At 30.0% G+C, this 23,116-nt stretch carries 19 protein-coding genes; 10 read left to right on the top strand and 9 right to left on the bottom strand.

Features of this window, described 5'->3' with window-relative positions; genetic code table 11:
• Positions 1-144: 144 nt before the first annotated feature.
• The 3 genes from KQI41_RS02495 to KQI41_RS02505 all read right to left on the bottom strand — a co-directional run bounded on the left by KQI41_RS02495 (position 145) and on the right by KQI41_RS02505 (position 3,340).
• Positions 145-1,164, bottom strand: a complete 1,020-nt coding sequence (locus tag KQI41_RS02495) for a lysylphosphatidylglycerol synthase transmembrane domain-containing protein (protein ID WP_216584786.1) — start codon at positions 1,162-1,164, stop codon at positions 145-147.
• 112 nt (positions 1,165-1,276) lie between these two features.
• Entirely contained in the window at positions 1,277-1,765 is a 489-nt protein-coding gene (locus tag KQI41_RS02500) for a DsrE/DsrF/DrsH-like family protein (RefSeq protein ID WP_154440741.1), read from the bottom strand.
• Positions 1,766-2,041: 276 nt separating this feature from the next.
• Positions 2,042-3,340: an aminotransferase class V-fold PLP-dependent enzyme gene (locus tag KQI41_RS02505; protein WP_216584787.1), complete on the bottom strand. Its 1,299-nt coding sequence runs from the start codon at positions 3,338-3,340 to the stop codon at positions 2,042-2,044.
• A 139-nt stretch (positions 3,341-3,479) separates the two neighbouring features.
• On the opposite strand from KQI41_RS02505, the gene KQI41_RS02510 reads away from it, so the two are divergent.
• The 3 genes from KQI41_RS02510 to KQI41_RS02520 all read left to right on the top strand — a co-directional run bounded on the left by KQI41_RS02510 (position 3,480) and on the right by KQI41_RS02520 (position 6,676).
• A complete protein-coding gene (locus tag KQI41_RS02510) occupies positions 3,480-4,364 on the top strand; it encodes a DMT family transporter (protein ID WP_216584788.1) in 885 nt (294 codons plus the stop codon).
• Positions 4,365-4,381: 17 nt separating this feature from the next.
• Positions 4,382-5,227: a DNA-binding domain-containing protein gene (locus KQI41_RS02515; RefSeq protein ID WP_216584789.1), complete on the top strand. Its 846-nt coding sequence runs from the start codon at positions 4,382-4,384 to the stop codon at positions 5,225-5,227.
• Positions 5,228-5,317: 90 nt separating this feature from the next.
• Entirely contained in the window at positions 5,318-6,676 is a 1,359-nt protein-coding gene (locus tag KQI41_RS02520) for an alanine/glycine:cation symporter family protein (protein WP_216584790.1), read from the top strand.
• 45 nt (positions 6,677-6,721) lie between these two features.
• On the opposite strand, the gene KQI41_RS02525 is transcribed toward KQI41_RS02520, so the two are convergent.
• The gene (locus tag KQI41_RS02525; protein ID WP_216584791.1) at positions 6,722-7,405 is read right to left on the bottom strand and encodes a hydrolase; all 684 of its coding nucleotides are present in this window, start codon (positions 7,403-7,405) and stop codon (positions 6,722-6,724) included.
• A 152-nt stretch (positions 7,406-7,557) separates the two neighbouring features.
• Between KQI41_RS02525 and KQI41_RS02530 the strand changes: the two genes are divergently transcribed.
• From KQI41_RS02530 to KQI41_RS02550, 5 genes are all read left to right on the top strand, one after another.
• Positions 7,558-8,259 (top strand): DUF1538 domain-containing protein, encoded by a 702-nt coding sequence (locus tag KQI41_RS02530; protein WP_216584792.1) that lies wholly within the window; start codon positions 7,558-7,560, stop codon positions 8,257-8,259.
• A gap of 36 nt (positions 8,260-8,295) precedes the next feature.
• The gene (locus KQI41_RS02535) at positions 8,296-8,622 is read left to right on the top strand and encodes a P-II family nitrogen regulator (RefSeq protein WP_154440734.1); all 327 of its coding nucleotides are present in this window, start codon (positions 8,296-8,298) and stop codon (positions 8,620-8,622) included.
• 22 nt (positions 8,623-8,644) lie between these two features.
• A complete protein-coding gene (locus KQI41_RS02540) occupies positions 8,645-10,621 on the top strand; it encodes a helix-turn-helix domain-containing protein (RefSeq protein WP_216584793.1) in 1,977 nt (658 codons plus the stop codon).
• Between the two features lie 145 nt (positions 10,622-10,766).
• Positions 10,767-12,161, top strand: coding sequence for an MATE family efflux transporter (locus KQI41_RS02545; RefSeq protein ID WP_216584794.1), 1,395 nt, complete (start codon positions 10,767-10,769; stop codon positions 12,159-12,161).
• 167 nt (positions 12,162-12,328) lie between these two features.
• Complete coding sequence (locus KQI41_RS02550; protein ID WP_154440731.1) at positions 12,329-12,823, top strand: ECF transporter S component; 495 nt, start codon at positions 12,329-12,331, stop codon at positions 12,821-12,823.
• 56 nt (positions 12,824-12,879) lie between these two features.
• Here KQI41_RS02550 and KQI41_RS02555 read toward each other — a convergent pair whose 3' ends face one another.
• From KQI41_RS02555 to KQI41_RS02575, 5 genes are all read right to left on the bottom strand, one after another.
• The gene (locus KQI41_RS02555) at positions 12,880-14,250 is read right to left on the bottom strand and encodes an aldehyde dehydrogenase (RefSeq protein WP_216584795.1); all 1,371 of its coding nucleotides are present in this window, start codon (positions 14,248-14,250) and stop codon (positions 12,880-12,882) included.
• A gap of 74 nt (positions 14,251-14,324) precedes the next feature.
• The gene (locus KQI41_RS02560) at positions 14,325-15,647 is read right to left on the bottom strand and encodes a helix-turn-helix domain-containing protein (RefSeq protein WP_216584796.1); all 1,323 of its coding nucleotides are present in this window, start codon (positions 15,645-15,647) and stop codon (positions 14,325-14,327) included.
• 77 nt (positions 15,648-15,724) lie between these two features.
• Positions 15,725-17,092 carry a 2-hydroxyacyl-CoA dehydratase gene (locus KQI41_RS19050; protein ID WP_216584797.1) on the bottom strand — a complete coding sequence of 456 codons (1,368 nt, stop codon included), beginning with the start codon at positions 17,090-17,092 and terminating at the stop codon, positions 15,725-15,727.
• 16 nt (positions 17,093-17,108) lie between these two features.
• Positions 17,109-20,006 (bottom strand): acyl-CoA dehydratase activase, encoded by a 2,898-nt coding sequence (locus KQI41_RS02570; protein WP_216584798.1) that lies wholly within the window; start codon positions 20,004-20,006, stop codon positions 17,109-17,111.
• Positions 20,007-20,161: 155 nt separating this feature from the next.
• Complete coding sequence (locus KQI41_RS02575) at positions 20,162-20,983, bottom strand: putative ABC transporter permease (RefSeq protein ID WP_154440726.1); 822 nt, start codon at positions 20,981-20,983, stop codon at positions 20,162-20,164.
• A 156-nt stretch (positions 20,984-21,139) separates the two neighbouring features.
• On the opposite strand from KQI41_RS02575, the gene KQI41_RS02580 reads away from it, so the two are divergent.
• A complete protein-coding gene (locus KQI41_RS02580; protein WP_216584799.1) occupies positions 21,140-21,829 on the top strand; it encodes a response regulator transcription factor in 690 nt (229 codons plus the stop codon).
• A 4-nt stretch (positions 21,830-21,833) separates the two neighbouring features.
• Positions 21,834-23,057, top strand: a complete 1,224-nt coding sequence (locus KQI41_RS02585; protein ID WP_216584800.1) for a HAMP domain-containing sensor histidine kinase — start codon at positions 21,834-21,836, stop codon at positions 23,055-23,057.
• Positions 23,058-23,116: the final 59 nt, after the last annotated feature.

Genomic DNA, 23,116 nt, shown 5'->3' on the forward strand with positions numbered 1-23,116 from the left:
ATTATATTAGAGAGTAATATTTTTATTTGAATTTATGTTTAAAAATGATAAGGTACTTAATTATTATCAATAGTTTAATAGAACCTAAATCATAATTAAAATAAACCTCAAGAATTTACAAGTTCTTGAGGTTTATTTATTATCTTAATTTGTTCTTACTTTTTTCTTTCTACATATAAAATCAACTAGTGTAACTAATCCTGTGATCAATACTCTTAGATAATAATCAATAAATCTCCAAAGGAGCAATGCAAAGGATAAAATCTTCTTAGGAAATATTACTTTAAATAACATATAAAATCCACCTTCAGATGCTCCAGCAGTTCCCGGTGTAGGCATAAAGGATACTGCCATATAATGAAGGGATTGGATTGCTATAATATCTAGAAAATGTCCCATTTCAAATCCTAGAGCCAAGTATATAAAATAGGTAATAGAAAAACTTATGGTCAATTGTATTATGGATATAAAGATTAGATGTACAGTAGTTTTCTTATCTTTCTTCATTTCCTCAACGCTTATTTTATAATCTAATAAAGTATTGTTTAATTTTTCTTCAGATTTTTCTATGTTCTTTACTATTTTAAGTTTATGAAGTATTCTAATGGATTTTCCTAAAAAAGCTTTAACAAATTTTTCATTTAGTAAAAATAAAAAAATACCTACTAAAATTACCATATTTATAAAACAGCCTATTACTATAAAGGGTAATGCCAATTGGGCTTCACTATAGAGTAGATTAAATTTTATTATAAACATAAATAATGCGTAGAAAGTCATAACAAATTGATATATTAAAAATCTATTAACAAATAGAGAAGATGCAGTACCTATAGGAACACCGTCATTTACCATGGAGTATATTTGAACAGGCTGACCACCAGTGGAAAATGGAGTAATAGCACTATAATATTGTCCAATCATACATAGTTTAAGAGATGATCCATAACTTGTATTAATATTTAGAGTTTTTTTCATTTTGTGAAGTATATAAGCTTCAAAGAACCAATATAAAACCATACATAAAAAAGCAATCAATAAAAATAAAGTATTAGTACTTTTGATTAGTTCAGAAAAATTATCGAAATCGTTATTACTGACGAAAATCCATATAGTAAGTCCAATAAGACTAAATAATATTATAAAATTCAATGTTTTTTTCATTGTATTTTCACCTTCCTTTATTACAGTAGATTTTATAGCCACTATATAGAGTATATATTATAAAAGGTAATAATAAAAGAAGAAAATAGGCGACAAAAGTCGCCATATAGAATTATATAAATAGCTGAATATCTGTTTCCAAAGCATCAATTAAATATTCTTCAGCAGTAACTATATTGATTTCTTTAAGTAATTCTGCCTCTCCAAAGCCCATTACTTCACAGGAGAGTTTACATGCTTTCATATTTACTCCTTTTTTCAATGCTCCATTTAAAAATGCAGTAAGATTTGGAGTATCGTTTTCCTCCATCATACCTACTAACATTTTCTTTCCTATACCAGCAAAATTCATTTTAGACAATGGAAGATCTTCTATATGTTTTGGAGTCATATTGGCAAACATCTTTTCAGAAGCAGTCTTTTCTTCTTCTGGTATAGAATTTGGGTCTCTAATAAGCATTAGTCCCCAAAAAGCAAAAAACATAGTAACATCAATATTGATTTCCCTAGCAGAGTTAGCTAAAATAAGGGCTGCCAGTGCCTTATCATAATCACCGCTAAACATCAATATGCTCATTTTTTTATTAGGATTTTTACTCATAAAAAAACCTCCTTTCCACTAGGATTAGTAGAAAGGAGTATTTATATACTTAATTAATGTTTTAATATAGACTTTTCTTATAACGAATAAGAAAGTTCTACTTTGTTATCTTTTCCTAATAAGAACTTTCTGTCCATGAGTTTCAAGAAAAGCTACATTGTGAGTGTTTTAATATAGGCTTTTCTTATAACGAATAAGAAAGTTCTACCTTGTTATCTTTTCTAAAATGGGAACTTTCTGTCCATGAGTTTCAAGAAAAGCTACATTATGAATGTTTTAATATAGGCTTTTCTTATAATAATCCACATTTTTGCTGATTTCATTTAAAAGATGATAAAAGAGATAAATTTCATTATAATCATTATATAATCCAAAACTTATTCTCACTAATCCAGGATCAGGTAAATACTCATCGTTCCTATATCGAAGCATTTCTTCCTTAGATATTTTAAGGAGTTTTTGGACATATGGCTGAGCACAGAAACAACCATTTCTAACAGCAATCCCACCTGCATGAGCTAAAATAAGAGCTAATTCATCGTGGTATAATCCTTCCATATTAAATGATATAATAGATACTTTTTCATCTATATTTTTGTCATCGTATAAAACAATTCCAGGAATATCTTGAATTAAATCTAAGGCATATTTAGTTAAACTTCTTTCATATTCTTCGATTTTTCTCATACCTAAGTTTTGTAATGTCTTTATACTTGTGGAAAGGGCAGCTACACCCATTACATTTGGAGTTCCCGCCTCTTCCTTCATAGGTGGGTCTAGCCATACTACATCTTCTATAGAAACATATTTTACTGTTCCGCCACCTAATTGTTCAGAGAATCCATCTTTAAAAGTTTCCTTTGGTGCTACTAATGCACCTATGCCAAAGGGAGCGTACATTTTATGGGCAGAAAAAACAACAAAATCAATATGTTCTGGATCATTTATATCCCCCATGCTAAAGGAACTATGAGGAATAAGTTGGGCAGCATCTACTAAGATTTTAGCTCCATATTTATGACAAATCTTTGCAATTTCGTATATGGGGTTAATATATCCTGTTACATTGGAGGCACCAGTAACAGCAACTAATCCTACTTTTCCTCCATATAACCTTAGTTTAAATTCCAAGTCCTCTAAACACAACCTTCCAGATTCATCTACTTCTACATAGTCTGTATTATATCTATATTTCCATGGCAGTAGATTTGAATGATGTTCCATGTATGTAGATAATACTACTTTATTCTTTAAAGTTTCTTGAAGTCTATAGGAAAGTTTGTTTATACATTCTGTAGTGTTTTTTAAAAAAACTACTGTATGATAATCTCTATTGCCACCTACAAAATCCAATACTATTTCTCTGCCTTCATCATAAATTCTTGAAGATATTATGGATTTATATCCTGTACCTCTATGAATAGAAGAGTAATTATGAGAAAAATTATTTATTTCATCCATTACTGATTTAAAAGGTGGAGTTGTAGCAGCATTATCAAAATTTATATAATTAACATAGTTTCCATTTGTAAGTCTTACAAGACTATCACTACCTACGATTAAATTTTTTTCCATAAAATCACCCTCATTATTTTTTATTAATATCATTTTATTAATAAACCAAGTTTTGGTGTATGTTTAGGGAAAGAAAGTGAAAAACATTTTAATGGAATAATTCTAATATGATATAATAAAGGGGAAAGGGGATGAGTATTTGGAAAAGAAAAAAATATTATATGCAGATATGTCTCTGCTTTTAGTAGCAATCATTTGGGGCTCAGGATTTGTTGTTACTAAAAATGCTTTAGACTATGTAACTCCATATTATTTGTTATTTTTTAGGTTTACTATTTCAACTATTATTTTATCCATAGTATTTTTTAAGAATATTAAAAATGCTTCAAAACAAGATATTAAAGCTGGAATTATAATTGGGTCATGTTTATTTGCAGCATTTGCTACTCAAACTGTTGGGCTTCAATATACTGAAGCTGGAAAACAAGCTTTTATTACAGCTACAAATGTGGTGATGGTACCATTTATTTATTGGATTATATCTAAGAAAAGGCCAGATAAGTTTGACTTAGCAGCAGCTTTCCTATGTTTAATAGGAATAGGGGTACTTAGTCTAAATAAAGATTTATCTATGGGATATGGGGATTTACTGACTCTTTTATGTGCTGTACTGTTTGCTATGCACATTTCTTCTACAGGACATTTTGCAAAGGAATCTGATCCTTATGTAATAACTATAATACAGTTTTTAACGGCAGCAATTTTATCATTTATATTTGCTTTATCATTTGAGGGAACTAATATTAAATTGGAGTCAAATACAATTTTCCCCATATTATATCTTGCCATTTTTAGTACAATGACTGCATTTTTAATGCAAACTGTTGCACAAAAATATACTAGCTCAACTCATGCAGCCATAATTTTAAGTTTAGAGGCTGTTTTTGGAAGTACATTTTCTATTATATTTTTAAAAGAACCATTGACTATAAAGTTTTTTATAGGATGTATGGCAATTTTAATTTCTGTAATAACAAGTGAAACGAAATGGGAATTTTTAAGGGGTAAAAGGATGGTAGAATAAGCCACTGGAGGTATAAAATGAAGATATTTGTTTTGGATAAAAATTCAAATGATATAAATATCTTGAAAAAGATTATACATAATAACAATTTAGGCTCATTAGTAGGGGAATCAAGGGATTTTAATGAAGGTTTAGAAGAGATAATATTTTCTTCTCCAGATTTAGTGGTTATAGATCGCTTAGGAGATGGAACAGACGGATTTCAAATTATAAATGAAATAAAGAGAAAAGGTATAGATATTAAGTTTATTATGATTTCAGAGTTTGCATCTAAGAAAGATATAGAAAAAGCATATGAAGAAGGTGTAGAATATGCTATTTATAAGCCAATAAATACTTTAGAAGTAAAAACTATAATAGAAAAAGTAAAATATAATATTCAATTGGAAGAAAAAATAAGAAAGATTCAAGAAATATTTAAAGAAACTAATCCACATTCTAACAGCACAGAAGAAATAAAGAATTGTGAACGAAATATCAATATAATTTTATTAAAGTTAGGAATTATGGGACAAATGGGAAGTGAGGACTTACTAAAGGTTGTTAAATTTTTGATTTATAACAATATAAAATTAAATGATATATCCATACGGGATATATGTTCTAAGTTTACACAAAATCCAAAAATCATGGAACAAAAAATGAGAAGGGCTATAAATACAGCTATGGTAAATGTTGCAGCTTTAGGAATAGAGGATTATATGAATGAAACTTTTATGGAATACTCCAATACATTATTTAATTTTGAACAAATAAAACGAGAAATGGATTATATAAGAGGAAAATCTAAAGATAGAGGAACCATAAATATGAAAAAGTTTTTATCTGGAATATGTATACTTTGTGAAAACCAAAACAATTAGAAATATTCTGATAACATATTTGAATAATTTTGAGTTTTTTTGAAGTGTCCCCTTTACAATAGGAATAATATAATAAAAGGGGGAGAGGTAATGGATCAATTAATGAGGTTAAATGAAATTATTAATGATTTTGTATGGGGACCGCCAATGCTTATCTTATTGGTTGGAACAGGGGTTTACTTAACATTACGCACTAATTTTTTCTCAATTACTAAACTAGGTTATATTTTAAAGAACACTTTATTAAAGATGTTTGCAAAGGAAGACAAAGGTGAAGGGGAAGTAACGGCTTTTCAGGCAGTTGCTACTGCATTGGCTGCAACAGTAGGTACAGGTAATATAGCAGGAGTTGCTACAGCTATATCTATTGGTGGTCCAGGGGCAGTATTCTGGATGTGGGTTGCAGCATTATTTGGTATGACTACAAAGTTTGCAGAGGTAGTTTTAGCAGTTCAATATAGAGAAAAGACAGATGATGGCAGATTCGTAGGTGGTCCAATGTATTATATTACAAATGGACTTAATCTAAAGTGGTTAGCCTATATATTTGCATTCTTTGGAGCTTTGGCAGCCTTTGGTATAGGAAATATGGTTCAATCAAATTCCATTGCTGAATCACTTCAAGTTACATTTAATATTCCTAAACTATGGACAGGAATTTTTTTAGCAGTATTTGCTGCTATAGTTGTTATAGGTGGTATTAAAAGAATTGGTCAAGTAACTGAAATATTTGTACCTTTTATGGCGGCATTCTATATTCTTGGGGGATTAGCAATAATTATTATGAATATTTCCCACGTTCCAGAGGCATTTGGTCTAATATTTGGTTCTGCATTTACAGGAACAGCTGCTATAGGAGGATTTACAGGCTCAGTTCTTAAACAGGCTATGAGATATGGAGTTGCTCGTGGAGTATTTACAAATGAAGCAGGACTTGGTAGTGCACCTATAGCTCATGCTGCTGCTACTACAGACCATCCTGTACGTCAAGGACTATGGGGAGTATTTGAAGTATTTGTAGATACAATTGTTATTTGTTCCATAACTGCACTGACAATTTTAACTACAGGAGTATGGAAAAATGGAGCAACAGGGGCTGCTCTTACAACAGAAGCTTTCAATGCTGCAATTCCGACAGTAGGTGGATGGATAGTTTCCATAGGTATTTTACTATTTGCATTCTCAACTATATTAGGTTGGGAATACTATGGAGAACGCTGTGCTGAATATTTATTCGGACCTAAAGTTAATATTTTTTACAGAATATTATATATTCCTTTTATAGTTGTAGGAGCTGTAGGTGGGCTTGAGCTTCTATGGGATATAGCAGATACACTAAATGGTTTAATGGCTATTCCAAACTTAATAGGAGTTGCACTTCTAAGTGGAGTTGTTATTAAACTTACTAAGGAATTCTTTGCCAAAGAAAATGCACTTAATAATAAATAGATAATAAACAGATAATAAATAAAATGAGCATATAATATGCTCATTTTATTCTTTTTGCATATCCTCTCTGTATTTTTCCATAACTCCTGAAAATATTTCTGCACTTGTAGGTGGAGTATAAGTTATTGCATTGGCTCCAGCCTCTATAGTTTCAAGTATGGATTTTTCTGTAGGACCTCCTGTTGCTATAATTGGAAATTCCTTTCCTAAATCTTCCCTTATTTTACGTACTAAATAAGATGTTTTAGCACCACCAGATACGTTTAATATACTGGCTCCTGCTTGAATTTTACCTTTATAATCATCACATTCTGATACTACTGTTGCTATAATTGGTATATCAATTCCTTCTTTCATTTGGGCAATTACATCATTTTTAGTAGGAGCATTTACTACTACTCCATAGGCTCCCATTAGCTCTGCCTGAAGAGCAATATTTACAGCTCTTTTACCTGTAGTAAGTCCACCTCCAACTCCAACAAATACAGGAACTGCTGCAACCTCAAGTATGGATTGAGTAATAGATAATTGTGGAGTAAAGGGATATACTGCTATAATAGAATTAGCATTGGAATTTTTAATTATGGCTACGTCAGTAGTAAATAACAATGATTTAATCCTTGTCCCCAAAATTTTTATACCACTTGCCTTATATATGGAAGATGGTACTTCTATTATTCTAGACCTAAGATGTGATTTTACTTCTGGTATATATTTTTCTTTTTCCATATTACACCTCCTAAATAAATTAGATAATTATATTATACCCTATAACCCTTGTTTACCCAATTATTTTATTTATAAGTAAAATTGTTGTGATTAATATGCTATAATGGGTATAACACTATAAGTTACAAAAAAATATAGAGGAGTGAATTGTTATGAAGGGTTTACAAGGCTTAGGAGCCTTATGGGAAACTGCTGCTAGCATTATACCCCTAGCGGCTATATTAGCCGTGCTTCAAATATTTGTACTAAAAAAACCACTACATAGTGTAAAGGATTTTAGTATTGGATTTTTATTATCTGTAGTAGGTCTTCATTTATTTTTAAAGGGGACAACTATGAGTCTGATACCTTTAGGAGATTCTGTTGGTAGAAATTTTGTCATGATTGAAAGAAAATGGCTTATACTAATAATAGGATTTGCAATAGGCTATTGTGCAACATTAGTAGAACCAGGATTAAAGGCATTGGCATTGGAAGTAGAGGAATTATCTTCTGGAGCTATTCCATATAAACTATTAATCCAAGGTGTTGCCCTAGGATTTGGTGGTGGAATGGCTATAGGTTTACTAAAAATATTATTAAATGTTCCATATATAAAGGTTTTAATACCATTATTATTAGTAGTAATGATTTTGGCATTTTTTGCACCAGAACCTTTTGGTGCCATTGCATTTGATGCTGCTTCTGCAACAACTGGTCCTGTGAATATACCAATTAATATGGCTTTAGCTGTAGGTTTAGCATCAGTTATTGAAGGGGTAGACCCATTGATTTCTGGTTTTGGAATAGTGGGGCTTACATCTATAGGTTCTATGATTTCTGTAATGATATTAGGAATATTAACTAAGATTTAAAAATATTGTTACCATAGAAATGAAAGGAGTGTTATTATGATAGAAATAAAATGTATAGTTGCTGTTGTTGAAAGAGGAAAGGCTGATAAAGTTGTAGAATCTGCTAAAAAAGCAGGAGCCAATGGAGCGACTATATTTTATGGTAGAGGAACAGGGGAATCAGAAGTAAAGAAGTTTTTAAGTATTCATGTTGAAGCTTCGAAGGAAATAATATTGATTCTAACAGAAGTAGATAAATATAAAAATATAATGAAAGCAATGGTAGAAGCTGGAGAATTGAAGAAACCGGGTACAGGAATTATATTTACAGTTCCAGTTAATAATTTAATAGGGTTACATCATAGAGAAGAATTTGAGGATTAAATAAAGATATAGGGGAACAGATATGAGAAAAGAATATGTTGAATATATAAAGGATTTACCTATAAATATATTTCTAGCAAATATTATGGAATATCCAATTCATTGGCAGGATTCTATTCAAGTTTTATTTGTACTGAGGGGTACCATAGATGTTGGTGTAGAAAATGAAATTTATACTTTAGAAGAAAGGGAAATAGAAATAATAAATTCAAATGAAGTCTATAGTATAAAATCTAAGGACCCTGATAATTTAGTTTTAATACTTAATATCGACCCGAACTTTTTTGAAAAATATTATGATGATGCAAAGGAAGTCTTTTTTTATACGGATTCTTCAGATAAAAAAGGACAAGAGGATGAGAAATATTACGAATTAAGAAGATATATCTCTATACTGGTATATGAGGCAATATCAAAGATAGATGATTATGAGGATAAAATAGAGGAATACCTATTGGATATGATGTATCATTTGCTTAATAACTTTCATTATCTTTTCTATGAAGGAGAAGAAAGCCTCAAGAAAGATGAAGAACAGCTTGAAAGATACCATAGAATAGTCAAGTATCTAAGCAACAATTATATGAATAAAGTTAGCCTACAAGATATTGCAGACAAAGAGTTTTTAACCTCTCAGTATTTATCTTATAAAATAAAGGATATATTTGGACAGGGCTTTAATGAATACTTAAACCAAATTAGAGTAGAGGAATCTACTAAACTGTTGCTTGACACAGATAAAAATATTTCTGAAATATCGGAAGAAGTAGGATTTTCTCATGTAAGGTATTATAATAAACACTTTAAAAACCATTATAATTGTACACCAATGGCATATCGTAAGAAAAACAAAGTTAATGAAGAACAATTAGAAAAAATGACCAAGATTAATTATCTAAATATTAAAGAAGCATTTCCATTTCTAAATCATTATATAGAGGACTATGAAAGATATAATTATGATAATAAGATAATTAAAATCGATATAGACCTTAAAAAAGATACTGGAGAAACATTTACAAGACCAGATGTAATAGACTTAGGAGATATTTATCTTCTGTTAGAGGAGGAAAATAGAAGGATATTAGAGGAAATACAAAGAGAAATAGGGTTTAAATATTGTATAGTAAATAGATTATTCTCTGAAGATATGGACATATACAGAGATAAGAACCACAAATTTATTAATTGGACTAGAGTGGAAACCATATTGGATTTTCTAAGGGAGCAGGAATTAATCCCAATAATTAGAACAGAAAATGTAGAAAAATATGTAATAGATGATTTTATAGAGCATTTTTCTAATCTTTATGAAGAAGATGTAGAGGAATGGTTGAATATTAAGTTAAAGAATTTAAAACCATATTTTCCTAAAAAGGATATACATGGAGTTCATGACAATTTAGCAATGGTGCCTTATATACTATACAATTATATTCAATTAAATAATAGAATAGTTTTAAATATGGTAGACGAAATATCTAAAGAAATTATTCTTTATAATGATACATTTTTTGGAGATAAAGGAATATTTACATCTAATCATTTAAAGAAACCTTCATATTATGGCTATATGTTATTATCCTCATTGGGAGACACTATAATAGACAGGGGTGAGGGTTATATAGTTACAAAATCAGAATATGGTTATCAAATAATGCTTTTTAATCCTGTAGAATTAGATGAAGAGTTGATATATGGAGAAAGCCCTCTTGAAAAAATTAAGGAAAGAAAAATATCTTTAAATATATTAAATATGGAAAGTGATTTTCAAGTTACAAAATATGTTTTAGATAAAAGGTATGGATCAGTATATGATAAATGGGTAGGACTTAATAAGCCTGAAAGGTTAGATAATGATAATTGGGAGCTTTTAAAGGAGTATGTTCATCCCAATATATCATTCTATTATGGTAAGAAATCTACTGTATATAATACTGTAGCAAATGTAAAACCCTATGGAGCAGTGCTATTTGTTTTAAATAGTGTACTTAATTAATGTTTTTTTGGATTATTTTAAGGTTTTGCAAAACCTAGATTTATTTAAAAGCCAAAAACAATCCAAAATAGATACTAAAGAAGTGAATGAAAAGAAACCTCCATTTATGTTAACATAATAGAGCAACATAAATGGAGGTTTTATTATGGGTAAAAACAATAAATTATTCGGAGAGGAAAAGATCGGGAAATTACTCCTTAGATTCTCTATTCCAATAATAATTTCATTTTTAGTATCGGAATTATATAATATGGTAGACACTTTGTTTGTAGGCAGAAGTGTAGGAGGATATGGAATAGGTGGATTGGTACTGGTATTTCCTATACAAAGAATAATAATAGCATTAGGTGTAATGATAGCAGTAGGAACATCTACAGCATTTTCTAGAGCAAATGGAGAAAAGAATTTTGAAGAATCTAGAAAGATTATAAGAAATGGTTTTTCCTTATGTTCTTTGATAATGTTGGTACTAACAGCTATTATATATATTTTTTCAGAAAAGGTACTTATAGCACTTGGTGCCAGTGAAAGGATATTACCCTATGCAAAGGAATATTTAGATATAATAATATTTGGGTCAACTTTTTTAACCTTAACAACTTTTATATCCAATATTATGATTGCTGTAGGGAATAATAAAGTTTCAATAATAAGTACTAGTATAGGAGCCATAGCAAATATAATACTAGACTATATTTTAGTTGTGGAATTTAAAATGGGAGTAAAGGGTGCAGCTATTGCTACAGTAGTCTCTCAAATCATAGGATTTAGTTATGCGTACTATAATTATGTAAAGATAAAAAAAGAATATAAAATACCATTAGGTTTTGAAATAGATAAAAAAATTATAATACCAATTATATTAGTAGGGTTATCTGCTTTTATTATAGAATCAGAAGATGGATTTTTAATGGCAGTTCGTAATCATTTATTAGTTAATACAGTAGGAGATACTGGGATTGTAGTACTAGGTGTTATATCTAAGGTGTATATGTTTTTATTTATAACAATGTTTGGAATAGCTTCAGCTATGCAGCCAATAGCAGCATTTAATGTTGGAGCAAAAAATTATAAAAGATTAAAAACAGTAATGCAGAAAACTACTATATATGCTTTTATCACATCTTTAATAATGTGGATAGGTGTAATGATATTTACACCACAGTTAATTTCCATATTTGTAAAAGAGCAAGAAATAATAGTTGAATCTGTAAAGGCATTTAGAATAATAGTAGCAGCACTACCTTTAGTTAGTATTTATTATGTTTCTATATTTTATTTTCAGGCACTTGGGAAAGCGAGGACATCCATATTTTTATCAATATCTAAACAATTGATACTAACTATACCAATATCTATTATACTGGTAAAGGTATTTAATTTAGGAGCTATGGGGGTTTGGCTAGGATACCCAATATCAGATATTTTAGCAAGTATTGGAGCATATATTTTAATTAGAGAAGAAGGACATGAGTTAAATCTAAAGATTGAAAAGGCAAAGACAACTACAAAAGGAACTATTCCTTTTCCATCAAATTAAGATAAAAAAAGCAAGAACATAATATTATGTTTTTGCTTTTTTTATTTTTATTTATATAATTGTAAAAACTATTGAAAAACTGTACTGAAAGTGTTATTATAAATCTAAGCACACTACATAAGATAAATAAACAATGTATCGATACAAAAAAGAGGGGAGAGATTGAAATGAAAGAGATGAATACAAAAACCATAACTAGAATGGCAGTTTTAATGGCATTGACTACAGTTATGACTATGGTAATTCATATTCCTACAATAGGTACAAATGGATATTTGAATTTAGGTGATATGGTAGTATTTTTAGCAGCTTTAACTTTGGGAAAAAAAGGTGGATTCTTAGTAGGAGGAATAGGTTCAGGATTAGCTGATTTGCTATTAGGGTATAGTCACTATGCACCTATTACTTTCATAGTAAAGGGATTAGAAGGATATATTGCAGGAAAAATACTAGAGACTAAACTAGGTCAAGATAAGCCCATTATAGCTACAGTAGTAGGTGGATTATGGATGGCATTTGGATATTATTTTGCTGAGATATTTATGTATGGAGCAAAAGCAGCGCTAGCATCTGTACCAGGAAATATAATGCAGGGACTACTTGGAGCAGTTACAGCAATAGTTTTATTTGAAGCATTAAAGAGAACTAAAGTAGCAAGTTAATATAAAAAATAAAATCGACCATTTTTAAATGGTCGATTTTATTTATGATGAATTTCTCATAAGAATTTTTTAGCCAGTGTTAGGTTTCTTTCGTTGTAAGGTGGATATAGTATATTGGTATCAATGGTTCCCATAGATTTAAATATACTTTTTTCATGAGAAAAAGTATCAAAGGTATATTTAGAGTGATATTTTCCCATACCGCTGAAACCAACTCCACCAAAGGGAAGATTGGAGTTTGCCACATGGGTTATTAAATGATTTATACATCCGCCACCAAATTGAAGATTATCTAAAATATAATGTTCTATCATCCTATCTTTTGTGAAAAGATATAATGCCAATGGATAAGGATTTTTTCTAACAATATCTACAACCTCTGAAATATCTCCATAGGTTAGTATAGGAAGAATTGGTCCAAAGATTTCTTCCTGCATAATTGGGTGATTTATATTTACTTGGTCTACCAATGTAGGGGATATGAATCTAGTTTCTCTATTATAGTCTCCTCCAACTAATATATTAGTATTATCAAGTAAACTTATTAATCTATCAAATCTTTTTTCATTAATTATCCTGCCTAAATTTTTAGAGTCTTGAGGATTATTACCATAATATTTTTCAATATAGCTTTTTATTTTTTCTATTAAGGTCTCTTTTTTAGATTCATGTACTAATAGATAATCAGGAGCAACACAGGTTTGACCTGCATTATAGAACTTTGCCCAGGTAATTCTTTTAGCTGCTAAATCAATATCTCCATCTTCGTGAATTATTGTGGGAGATTTTCCACCTAATTCTAGGGTGACAGGTGTTAAATGTTTTGCAGATAATTCCAATATTTTTTTACCTACATTCATGCTGCCTGTGAAAAATATATGATCAAATCTATAATTCTCTATTAAAGGTGTAACCACACTAGAGCCAGAACCTTCTACTGCACTAATATAATTATCTTCAAATATATTACTAATAATCTTTGAAATTATTTTTTCTATTTCCTTTGATTGGTTAGATGGTTTTAGGATAATACAATTGCCAGCCGCAATAGCACCTATTAATGGGGATATTGCCAATTGAAAAGGATAATTCCATGGGCTAATTATAAGAACTACACCTAAAGGTTCAGAATAAATATAACTATTGGCAGGTTGAAGATATACAGGAGTAGGAACTTTCTTGGGGTTCATCCAAGATTTCAAGTTTTTGATTGTATGATTTAATTCCTGATATACTACTCCAATTTCTGCTGTATAGGATTCAAAAATAGGTTTACCTAAATCCATAGTTAAGGCATTTATTATTTCCTCTTCATTTTTTTTTATTTCATCTCTAAGATTTTTAAGTTGTTTTATTCTAAATTCATAACTTCTAGTATAACCTTTGTGAAAGTACTCTTGTTTTGAGCTATATAAGTTTTCTGCCATGGAATCAATCCTTTCTATGATTCTATCTTAAATCAATTGTATCACAAAATAAGCAGAAATATTATTGGAATTTACTATATATTAGGGAAACATCTATCTCTGTTTTCCCAAATCCATAAGAGCATCTTCCTGTTTTGCATTGCAAGATTCTTAAGTTCCTCTTTTCCATTTAACCATGCAATGAAAATCATTTGAATGGAATATATTACATAAGGAATTGCAAGTTTTTCGGCTTCTGTCAATTTACAGATACTATCATATCCAGTAATTATTCCTTTTAATATTTCATCCCATTTTTCAAACCTATCAGCAATTGTAGTAGCTTCAGCTAAGATTCCTGTTGCACAGTAACAAGGATCAAAGATTCGTACATTTCTCTCGCTGATTTCAAAATCGACAAATCCACTTACTTCACCATCATGGAACATAATATTAGATGGATTGGGATCACGATGAATTATATGTCTTGGTAACTCATTGTAAAGTTTGCTAAAGTTTTTAGTAAAGTCCTCATAAAATTCATCGGGTAATGGACATTCCCATTGTTCCATAGTTATCTTTGTTTGTGGCAATGCCCAGTCTAATACAGTTTTGAGGAGATTACTGTCATTGACTTCTGAATTTTTATCCTGTTTTTTTAAAATCTTGTGTAAATTCCCAATGGCTTCACCGTATTTTTTTCCGGTTTCAATTCTATTGCCTGCATAACGTTCCTCAGGTGTCAGAAATTTACCTTTGATAGCATTGGTAAGACAGAAGTATCTATCATCTTCAATAACAAAATCCTCATCCTTAATGGTTTTAATAGGAGTTGCTGCAAGGACTCCAGATTTTTCTAGTTCCTTTGAAATGGCAATATGTGTTTTTAAACCTGCAATATTTTTTCCTGTTTTGAAGATATATTTTCCATTAATTAACCATGTATTATGAGATTTAACTGTACCACCTAAAGTAAGGGTATCTTCTATTTCTAAATTTGAGTCTAAATTCCAATTTGACAATATTTGTTTTATTTCTCTCTGTGTTAGCATAATTTTTGCCTCCCTAATTAAATTTACTGTTATTGGCCTTTTAACAGTATTTAGCTTTAAAAACTTTGTAGGAGAGCAACCAAATTCACGTTTAAATGCTTTGAAAAATCCTGCATAGGTATCAAAACCATATAAAAGAGCTATGTCTATTATATTCTTACCGTTTTGAATTTCATAGATTCCATGGTAAAGTCTGCGTTTAGTAATAAAAGCAGCTACAGGCATACCTACATAGTTAGAAAAAATTCGACAGAAATGATATACTGAAAATCCTGAAACCTCCGAAACTTCTAATAAGGAAATTGAAGATTTTAAGTTTTCTTCAATATAATCAATGGATTTTTGAAGCAATTGAATAGTAGTCATGGTTATTCTCCTCTCTGCCCTAGGGTAATATAAGTTTAACATAGGGATGGAGCAAAAATATTTCCTGTGTTGCTATATTAATTTTCTGCTTTAAGTTGTTTTCCGATTTTATGTCCTTTAACCGATAAAGAGTTTTTTTGTCTATCTGATGTTTTATATTTCTTAGTGGGATTATTTAAGTCCTGATTTTCTTTAGCCACAGATAACATTAATTTAATCCTATTTTCTTGATTAACCTTAGTAGCCCCTGGGTCATAATCAATGGGGACTATATTTGCATTAGGATAAATATCTCTAATTTTGCGTATCATTCCTTTTCCTACTATATGATTAGGCAAGCATCCAAATGGCTGAGTACATACAATATTTTCATATCCCATTTTAACCAAATCAACCATTTCAGCTGTTAGCACCCAGCCTTCCCCCATTTTACAACCTTCATTTATTATATCTGTAGACAGGGATTTTAAATGTTCAAATGAAGAAGGGGGGGTAAAATCACTATATTTCTTAACTGCATCGATAATCATATTCTCGTACATTCTAAGGTACTTCATTATTAATGATGCACTTGTTCTTTTAATCTTACTTCCACCATAAATATCAACATCTACCATGGAATTATCTACAGTATACATTGCAAACCCCATAATACCAGGGACCATGATCTCACAATCTTCACCCATAAGAAAATCTTCTAGATGGTTATTGCCTAACTTTGAGTATTTTATATAAATTTCTCCAACAATTCCTACTTTTATTTTTTTCTCGTTGAAAACTGGAATCTCTCCAAAGGATTTGACTATTCTCTCTAAGTTTCTATTTACTTCTTTTATTGTATATCCTTTGTCATGTTCAAATTGCATTCCTAAATGATTAATCCAAAAATCTACCAAATCTTCACTGCTACTCTTAGAGATTTCATAGGGTTTAACTTGATTTTTTAAAAGCATCAACATATCACCATAGGTTAAAGCTACTAATAATTTGTTAATCAAAGGTAAAGTAAGTTTGAACCCACTATTCTTTTCAATCCCCTTAACATTGAAGGAGATGACAGGGATATTCTTATATCCAGCTTTGTTTAAAGCTTTTCTAAGTAAATGTATATAATTGGAAGCTCTGCACCCTCCCCCTGTTTGGCTAATAATGAGAGCCACCTTATCTAAATCATATTTACCACTATTTAGGGCATCTATCATCTGACCAATAACAAGTAATGCAGGGTAACAGATGTCATTATGAACATATTTTAATCCCTCATTTACTACAGAAGGGCCTTCATTTTTAAGTATTTCTACTTTATATCCATACTGTTGAAATACGTTTTTAAAAAGAGAAAAATGAATTGAAGACATATCTGGAATTAAAATAGTATAATCTTTTTTCATCTCTTTAGTAAATACGACATTTGAATCCTTTATGTTAGTATGATCTGTTGTCATATTACCATGACTCCTTTCATTGGTTGAGAGTTTCCATCAGACTGCGAAGCCTGATTTTCACAGCTCCAAGATTTGTTATTTCGTCTATCTTTATTTGAGTATAAATCTTTCCTTCAATCTCTAATATCTCACTAACTTCATCTGTAGTGACTGCATCTAAACCACATCCAAAAGAAACTAATTGTACTAAATTCATATTATCTTTATCTCCAATATATTTAGCTGCAGCATATAGTCGAGCATGATAGGTCCATTGGTTTAAGACTGAAGTTGGAAATTTGGATATATTTCCGCTAATAACATCCTCTGATATAACTACAGCACCTAATTGACATATCAATTTATCTATTCCATTGTTTATTTCAGGATCTACATGGTAAGGACGACCTGCTAGAACTATAATAGGTAGATTATTTTTATTTGCATAATCTATATAATGTTTGCCCATGGTCTGAACCCTTTCTAAATAAGAATAGTATTCTTCATAGGCCTTGCTAGAAGCCAACTTTATTTCGTCTAAAGTAATATCCTTAAAGCTTCTGCCTAAAATTCCATAAATTTTCTTTATAAAATCTTTAGGTCTATGAAGACCAATATAATCATAGATAAAGTTAATATTCTTAATCTGTGGTATATTTGCATTGATGACTTCGGGATAGTATGCAACCACAGGACAGTTATAATGGTTATTTCCTAATCCCTCATCTAAATTATAACTCATACATGGATAGAATATATTGTTAATCCCACTATCTATTAGAGATTCAATATGTCCATGAACAAGTTTTGCTGGATAACAAATTGTATCAGAAGGAATAGTATGCTGACCTTTTAGGTATAAATCTCTATTGGATTTAGGAGAAATAATTACTTCGAATCCTAATTCTGTAAAAAATTTATGCCAGAAAGGTAATAATTCATACATATTTAATACCATGGGTATCCCTATTTTGCCTCGTTTTCCTTTAATAGACTGATAGTTATTTAAGAGTTTTATTTTATAGTCATATATACTTAATTGTTTTTTTCCTTCTTTCTTTGATAAAGGTTTTTCACATCGATTGCCACTAATAAACTTTCTGCCGTCATCAAATGTATTAATAGTCAATCTGCAATTATTGCTGCAAAGTCCACAGGTAGTACCTTGTACTTCATGGGAGAAGGATTTCAGTTTATCTTTTGTTAGAATAGTGGAGATATCCTTAGCATTAGATTTTGCATAAAGGGCTGCCCCATAGGCTCCCATTAAACCTGCAATATTTGGTCGAATAACTTCCTGCTCCAATTCCATTTCAAAAGCACGAAGTACAGCATTGTTCAAGAATGTACCACCTTGAACTACAATATTTTTACCCAGACCCTCTCTAGATGTAACTCGAATAACTTTATACAAGGCATTCTTAACTACTGAAGCCGATAAACCTGCCGATATATCTTCAATGGTAGCTCCATCTTTTTGAGCTTGCTTGACAGAAGAATTCATAAAAACTGTGCAACGTGATCCCAAGTCTACAGGGTTTGAAGCAAAGTTTCCTAGGTTTGCAAAATCTTCAATGGTATAATTCAAGGCCCCGGCAAAGGTTTGCAAAAATGAACCGCAGCCAGAGGAACAAGCTTCATTCAGAAATATATTATCAATAACACCATTCTTTATCTTAAAGCATTTAATATCTTGTCCACCTATATCTATTATAAAGTCCACATTAGGCTTAAATTTCTTAGCACCAGTAAAATGTGCAATAGTTTCTACAATACCATAGTCTATTTGAAAGGCATTTTTTATTATTTCTTCACCATATCCAGTTACAGTACTAGAACTTATGATGATATTTGGAAATTTGTTATAAAAATCTTGTAGAAAGTCCTTTACAATAGATACAGGATTTCCTTTGTTGAGAAGATAAACTGAATTTAGGATATTTTCCTTATCATCGATAATTACCATCTTTATGGTAGTTGAACCTGCATCAATACCAATATAGGCATTTCCATTGTATTCATTAGGATTTGAATATATTACCTTTTCCGCATTGTGTCTAGAAATAAAATTATTATATTCTTCTACACTATGAAATAATGGAGAAGTATGGGCAAAATCTCCATCACTATTTTGATTTTCAATCATAGATATAGTAGATTCTAGATTTATCTTTTGGGATTCAGACATAAAGGCAGCACCTAAGGCAACAAAATATAAGGAGTATTCTGGACAAATACCTTCTGTATTAAGAGTTCTGTCAAAGCTTTTTCTAAGTTCTGATAAAAAGGTAAGTGGTCCTCCAAGATATACCACATTACCTAATAACTCTCTACCTTGAGCTAATCCTGCTATGGTCTGATTTACAACAGCGTAAAAGATACTGGCAGCAACATCATTTTTCTTAGCTCCTTGATTTAAAAGAGGTTGAACATCTGATTTGGCAAATACACCACATCTTGAGGCAATTGTATATAACTTATCATAAGATTTGGCTAAATCATTCATTTGGCCAGGAGTAATATTAAGTAAAGTTGCCATTTGGTCAATAAATGCCCCTGTACCACCAGCACAGGAGCCATTCATACGAACTTCTAATCCATTGGTTAAGAATAGTATTTTTGCATCTTCTCCTCCTAATTCAATAACCACATCTGCTTCTGGCATCAGTTTTCCCACTGCTATACGTGTTGCATATACTTCTTGAACAAAGGGAATTTTACATCTATCGGCAAATCCCATACCAGCGGAACCTGAAATAGATAGATTAACATATTCGTCACATTGACATTCTTCCATAATTCTTTCTAGCAATTCTTTAGTTTTTTTAGTGATTTGAGAATAATGACGCTCATAGGAACTAAAAACTATATTGTCATATTCATCTAATACAATACATTTTAATGTTGTAGAACCTACATCAATACCGATTCTCATTTTTATCGTCCCTTCATTTCTATATAATTAACTTTATTATACTATATCATAGTTTTAATATTATTCAATATTCCGATAAAATTTAACAAACACCTCCCCAAAAATAAAATAGAGGACAGTAAGAATACTGTCCCCTATTTGGAAACTAGGCTGTTTTATTTATCTTTTCTATTATGGTCTAGTTCAGAAAGCTTTTTCTTAATATTAGGAAAAGCATTTTCTAAACGCCTATGAATAAAGCTTTTTTCTTTTGACAATTTTTCATATTTTGTCTTTAATTCTTCCATATGTAGCTTTCTTTCATCTATAATATCTTTAAAATCTGACTTCTGTTCTGCAAGTTTATTTTTCATATTATCTTTAGTTTTAATTGCTAATGTCATGCCTTTATAAATATTCTCACCTACATCTTCCGAATAGGATCTTAATTTTTCAGCTATTTCTTCAAGTATAAGCATATGTTTTTTTATTTTCATGATACCTAAAATTGTTATAAGAAAATCTGCTATAAAATATGCCAAAAGTATAATCAATATAATATTACCAATATTACTATTGAAGATAGATACAAACTTTGAAATTGATGGATGAATTATATCTATCATGAAGACTCCGGCAAGACCCCATATAATCGAAAAGGAGAGACATACATAACCTTTTATATTAAAAGGCATATCGTTATAGTCCCACCATTTATTATTAAATACTTTTTCAAGTATAAATCCTGTAATGAGTTCCAAAGTCGATGTAAGCAAAAATGCACCTAAAAATAATAGAAAGAAATTTTCTGATAGGTCTTCTAAGCAAAATATCAATATTATCATACCGAAGCCATAAATCGGACATACGGGACCGTTTAAAAAACCTCTATTAACAAATTTGCCAGATGTTACTGCGTGATAAGCGACTTCTACACACCAACCTAGGAAAGCATAAATAATAAAGAACCATAAATATTCAAGAATAAAATTTATCATATTATATCACATCACATTACTATATTTTTTTAGATTGGTTAATGATATAATTATAATTCAAAAAATCAACAAATGCAATTTTTTTCAGTAGATTTAAAGTTAATTAGGAATTTATTAATATTTTGCTATAATATTAGTAATGAAAGAGGTGTTTATATGATTAAGATACTTTTAGTAGAAGATGATGCTACTTTGGCAATGGGAATAGAATATTCATTAAAATCTGAAGGGTATGATGTGGATATATCCAGTACTGTTTCTAAAGGAAAAGATTTAGTGGATAAAATAGAGTACGATTTAATAATATTAGACATTGGTTTGCCAGATGGAGATGGATTTGAACTTTGTAAATATATAAGAGAAGATAAAGCAACTCCTATTATATTTTTGACTGCTCAAGATGAAGAAGTGAGTATTGTAATGGGATTAGAGATTGGTGGAGATGATTATATAACTAAGCCCTTTAGAATAAGAGAATTAATCTCTAGAATAAAGGCAGTTCTTAGAAGGACAGAAGGTACTAAAGGAAAAAACGTACTAATATCTGGAGATATTAAATTAAATCTAATGGAATATAGAGTTTATAATAAAGATGAACTAGTTCAGCTTACGCCATCGGAATATAAGCTTCTAAGTATATTGATGAATAATTCCGATAAAGTATTATCTAGAACTGTAATGTTGGAGAAACTTTGGGATATAGATGGAGAATTTGTAGATGATAATTCCCTGTCTGTTTATATAAGGAGACTTAGGGAAAAAATAGAGGAAGATTCTTCAAATCCCATATATATAAAAACCATAAGAGGTATAGGATATAGATGGAATGTTGAGGTAAGGGGGTAGGAATTTGCTTAGAAACGAAGAATTTAAATCTATCATATTAAAATTAATACTGTTACAATTAATGTTTGCAATTATAGGGTTTCTAATTGTAAATGTTTTTATAGATAGTATAAATGAAAAAATAATAGAAAGAGATATGGCTCTAGTTGGAAATATAATAAAGCATTATCCAGAAGTAGAAGATGAAATAATTTCATATATAACTAAAGAGGTAACTGAAAATGATAAGTTAATTGGAAAAGAAGTATTGAAATCCTATGGTTATCATGAGAAATTAGATAAGATTTTTCAACCCATATTGAAAAATACTAATATGGAAATATCCATGGCTCTATTAATCTTCTTTTTTATAATACCTTTAGGTTATATCATAAGAGCTGAATATAAAAAGATATATACTAAAGTACAAGATGTATATAATGTGGCAGAGAAAGTTGTGGAAGGAGATTTTAAAGTATATTTGCCTGAGGAAGGAGAAGGGGATTTTAATATACTCAACCATCAATTTAACCAAATGACAAATAGACTGAAGAATAGTTTGGAAATTTTAAAAGATGAAAAAATATTTTTAAAGAATATAATATCTGATATTTCTCACCAGTTAAAGACACCATTATCCTCTTTAATAGTATTTAATGATTTATTAATTGAGGATGATAATATGCCTTTAGAAGTAAGAAAAAATTTTCTGGAAAAAGAAAGGTCTCAATTAGATAGAATGGAATGGCTTACAATTAATCTTTTGAAAGTGGCAAGAATAGAAGCAGGAGCTATTGAATTTAAAAAAGAAAAAGTATTATTAACTGATATAGTAAATATAGCTTTATCTGCATTAAGCCATAGATTGGAAAATCAGATTGTAGAAATAGAAGGTAATAAAAATGCAGGTTTCTATGGAGATAAAGAATGGACAGGAGAAGCCTTAATTAATATAATTAAGAACGCCATAGAACATGGTAAAGGGCAAATCAATATTTTCTTAGAGGAAACATCTTTGTTTTCTACCATTGCTGTGAGAGATAATGGAGATGGTATAGATTATAAACATTTACCTCATATATTTGAAAGATTTTATAAAGTAAGTAATGAAGTTAAAGAAGATAGTATTGGTATAGGATTGAATTTAGCAAAGTTAATAGTGGAGTCTCAAAATGGGACTATTTCTGTAAAAAGTGAGAAAAATAAAGGTACAGAATTTACGATGACATTTTTAAAAGGAGTAGTTTAATCTTTTTTATATCTAAGAGATTTCTTACTAAACTGTAATCCTTCTATTCATGAAGATGT

The organism is Tissierella pigra, assembly GCF_018917845.1.
In the GTDB taxonomy this organism is placed as follows: Bacteria; Bacillota; Clostridia; order Tissierellales; family Tissierellaceae; genus Tissierella; species Tissierella pigra.

Bases quoted from the DNA above. Each gene is read 5' to 3' on its own strand.
- KQI41_RS02495 (WP_216584786.1), bottom strand. From the start codon at position 1,164: ATGAAAAAAACATTGAATTTTATAATATTATTTAGTCTTATTGGACTT.
- KQI41_RS02500 (WP_154440741.1), bottom strand. From the start codon at position 1,765: ATGAGTAAAAATCCTAATAAAAAAATGAGCATATTGATGTTTAGCGGT.
- KQI41_RS02505 (WP_216584787.1), bottom strand. From the start codon at position 3,340: ATGGAAAAAAATTTAATCGTAGGTAGTGATAGTCTTGTAAGACTTACA.
- KQI41_RS02515 (WP_216584789.1), top strand. From the start codon at position 4,382: ATGAAGATATTTGTTTTGGATAAAAATTCAAATGATATAAATATCTTG.
- KQI41_RS02520 (WP_216584790.1), top strand. From the start codon at position 5,318: ATGGATCAATTAATGAGGTTAAATGAAATTATTAATGATTTTGTATGG.
- KQI41_RS02525 (WP_216584791.1), bottom strand. From the start codon at position 7,405: ATGGAAAAAGAAAAATATATACCAGAAGTAAAATCACATCTTAGGTCT.
- KQI41_RS02530 (WP_216584792.1), top strand. From the start codon at position 7,558: ATGAAGGGTTTACAAGGCTTAGGAGCCTTATGGGAAACTGCTGCTAGC.
- KQI41_RS02535 (WP_154440734.1), top strand. From the start codon at position 8,296: ATGATAGAAATAAAATGTATAGTTGCTGTTGTTGAAAGAGGAAAGGCT.
- KQI41_RS02540 (WP_216584793.1), top strand. From the start codon at position 8,645: ATGAGAAAAGAATATGTTGAATATATAAAGGATTTACCTATAAATATA.
- KQI41_RS02545 (WP_216584794.1), top strand. From the start codon at position 10,767: ATGGGTAAAAACAATAAATTATTCGGAGAGGAAAAGATCGGGAAATTA.
- KQI41_RS02550 (WP_154440731.1), top strand. From the start codon at position 12,329: ATGAAAGAGATGAATACAAAAACCATAACTAGAATGGCAGTTTTAATG.
- KQI41_RS02555 (WP_216584795.1), bottom strand. From the start codon at position 14,250: ATGGCAGAAAACTTATATAGCTCAAAACAAGAGTACTTTCACAAAGGT.
- KQI41_RS02560 (WP_216584796.1), bottom strand. From the start codon at position 15,647: ATGACTACTATTCAATTGCTTCAAAAATCCATTGATTATATTGAAGAA.
- KQI41_RS19050 (WP_216584797.1), bottom strand. From the start codon at position 17,092: ATGACAACAGATCATACTAACATAAAGGATTCAAATGTCGTATTTACT.
- KQI41_RS02570 (WP_216584798.1), bottom strand. From the start codon at position 20,006: ATGAGAATCGGTATTGATGTAGGTTCTACAACATTAAAATGTATTGTA.
- KQI41_RS02575 (WP_154440726.1), bottom strand. From the start codon at position 20,983: ATGATAAATTTTATTCTTGAATATTTATGGTTCTTTATTATTTATGCT.
- KQI41_RS02580 (WP_216584799.1), top strand. From the start codon at position 21,140: ATGATTAAGATACTTTTAGTAGAAGATGATGCTACTTTGGCAATGGGA.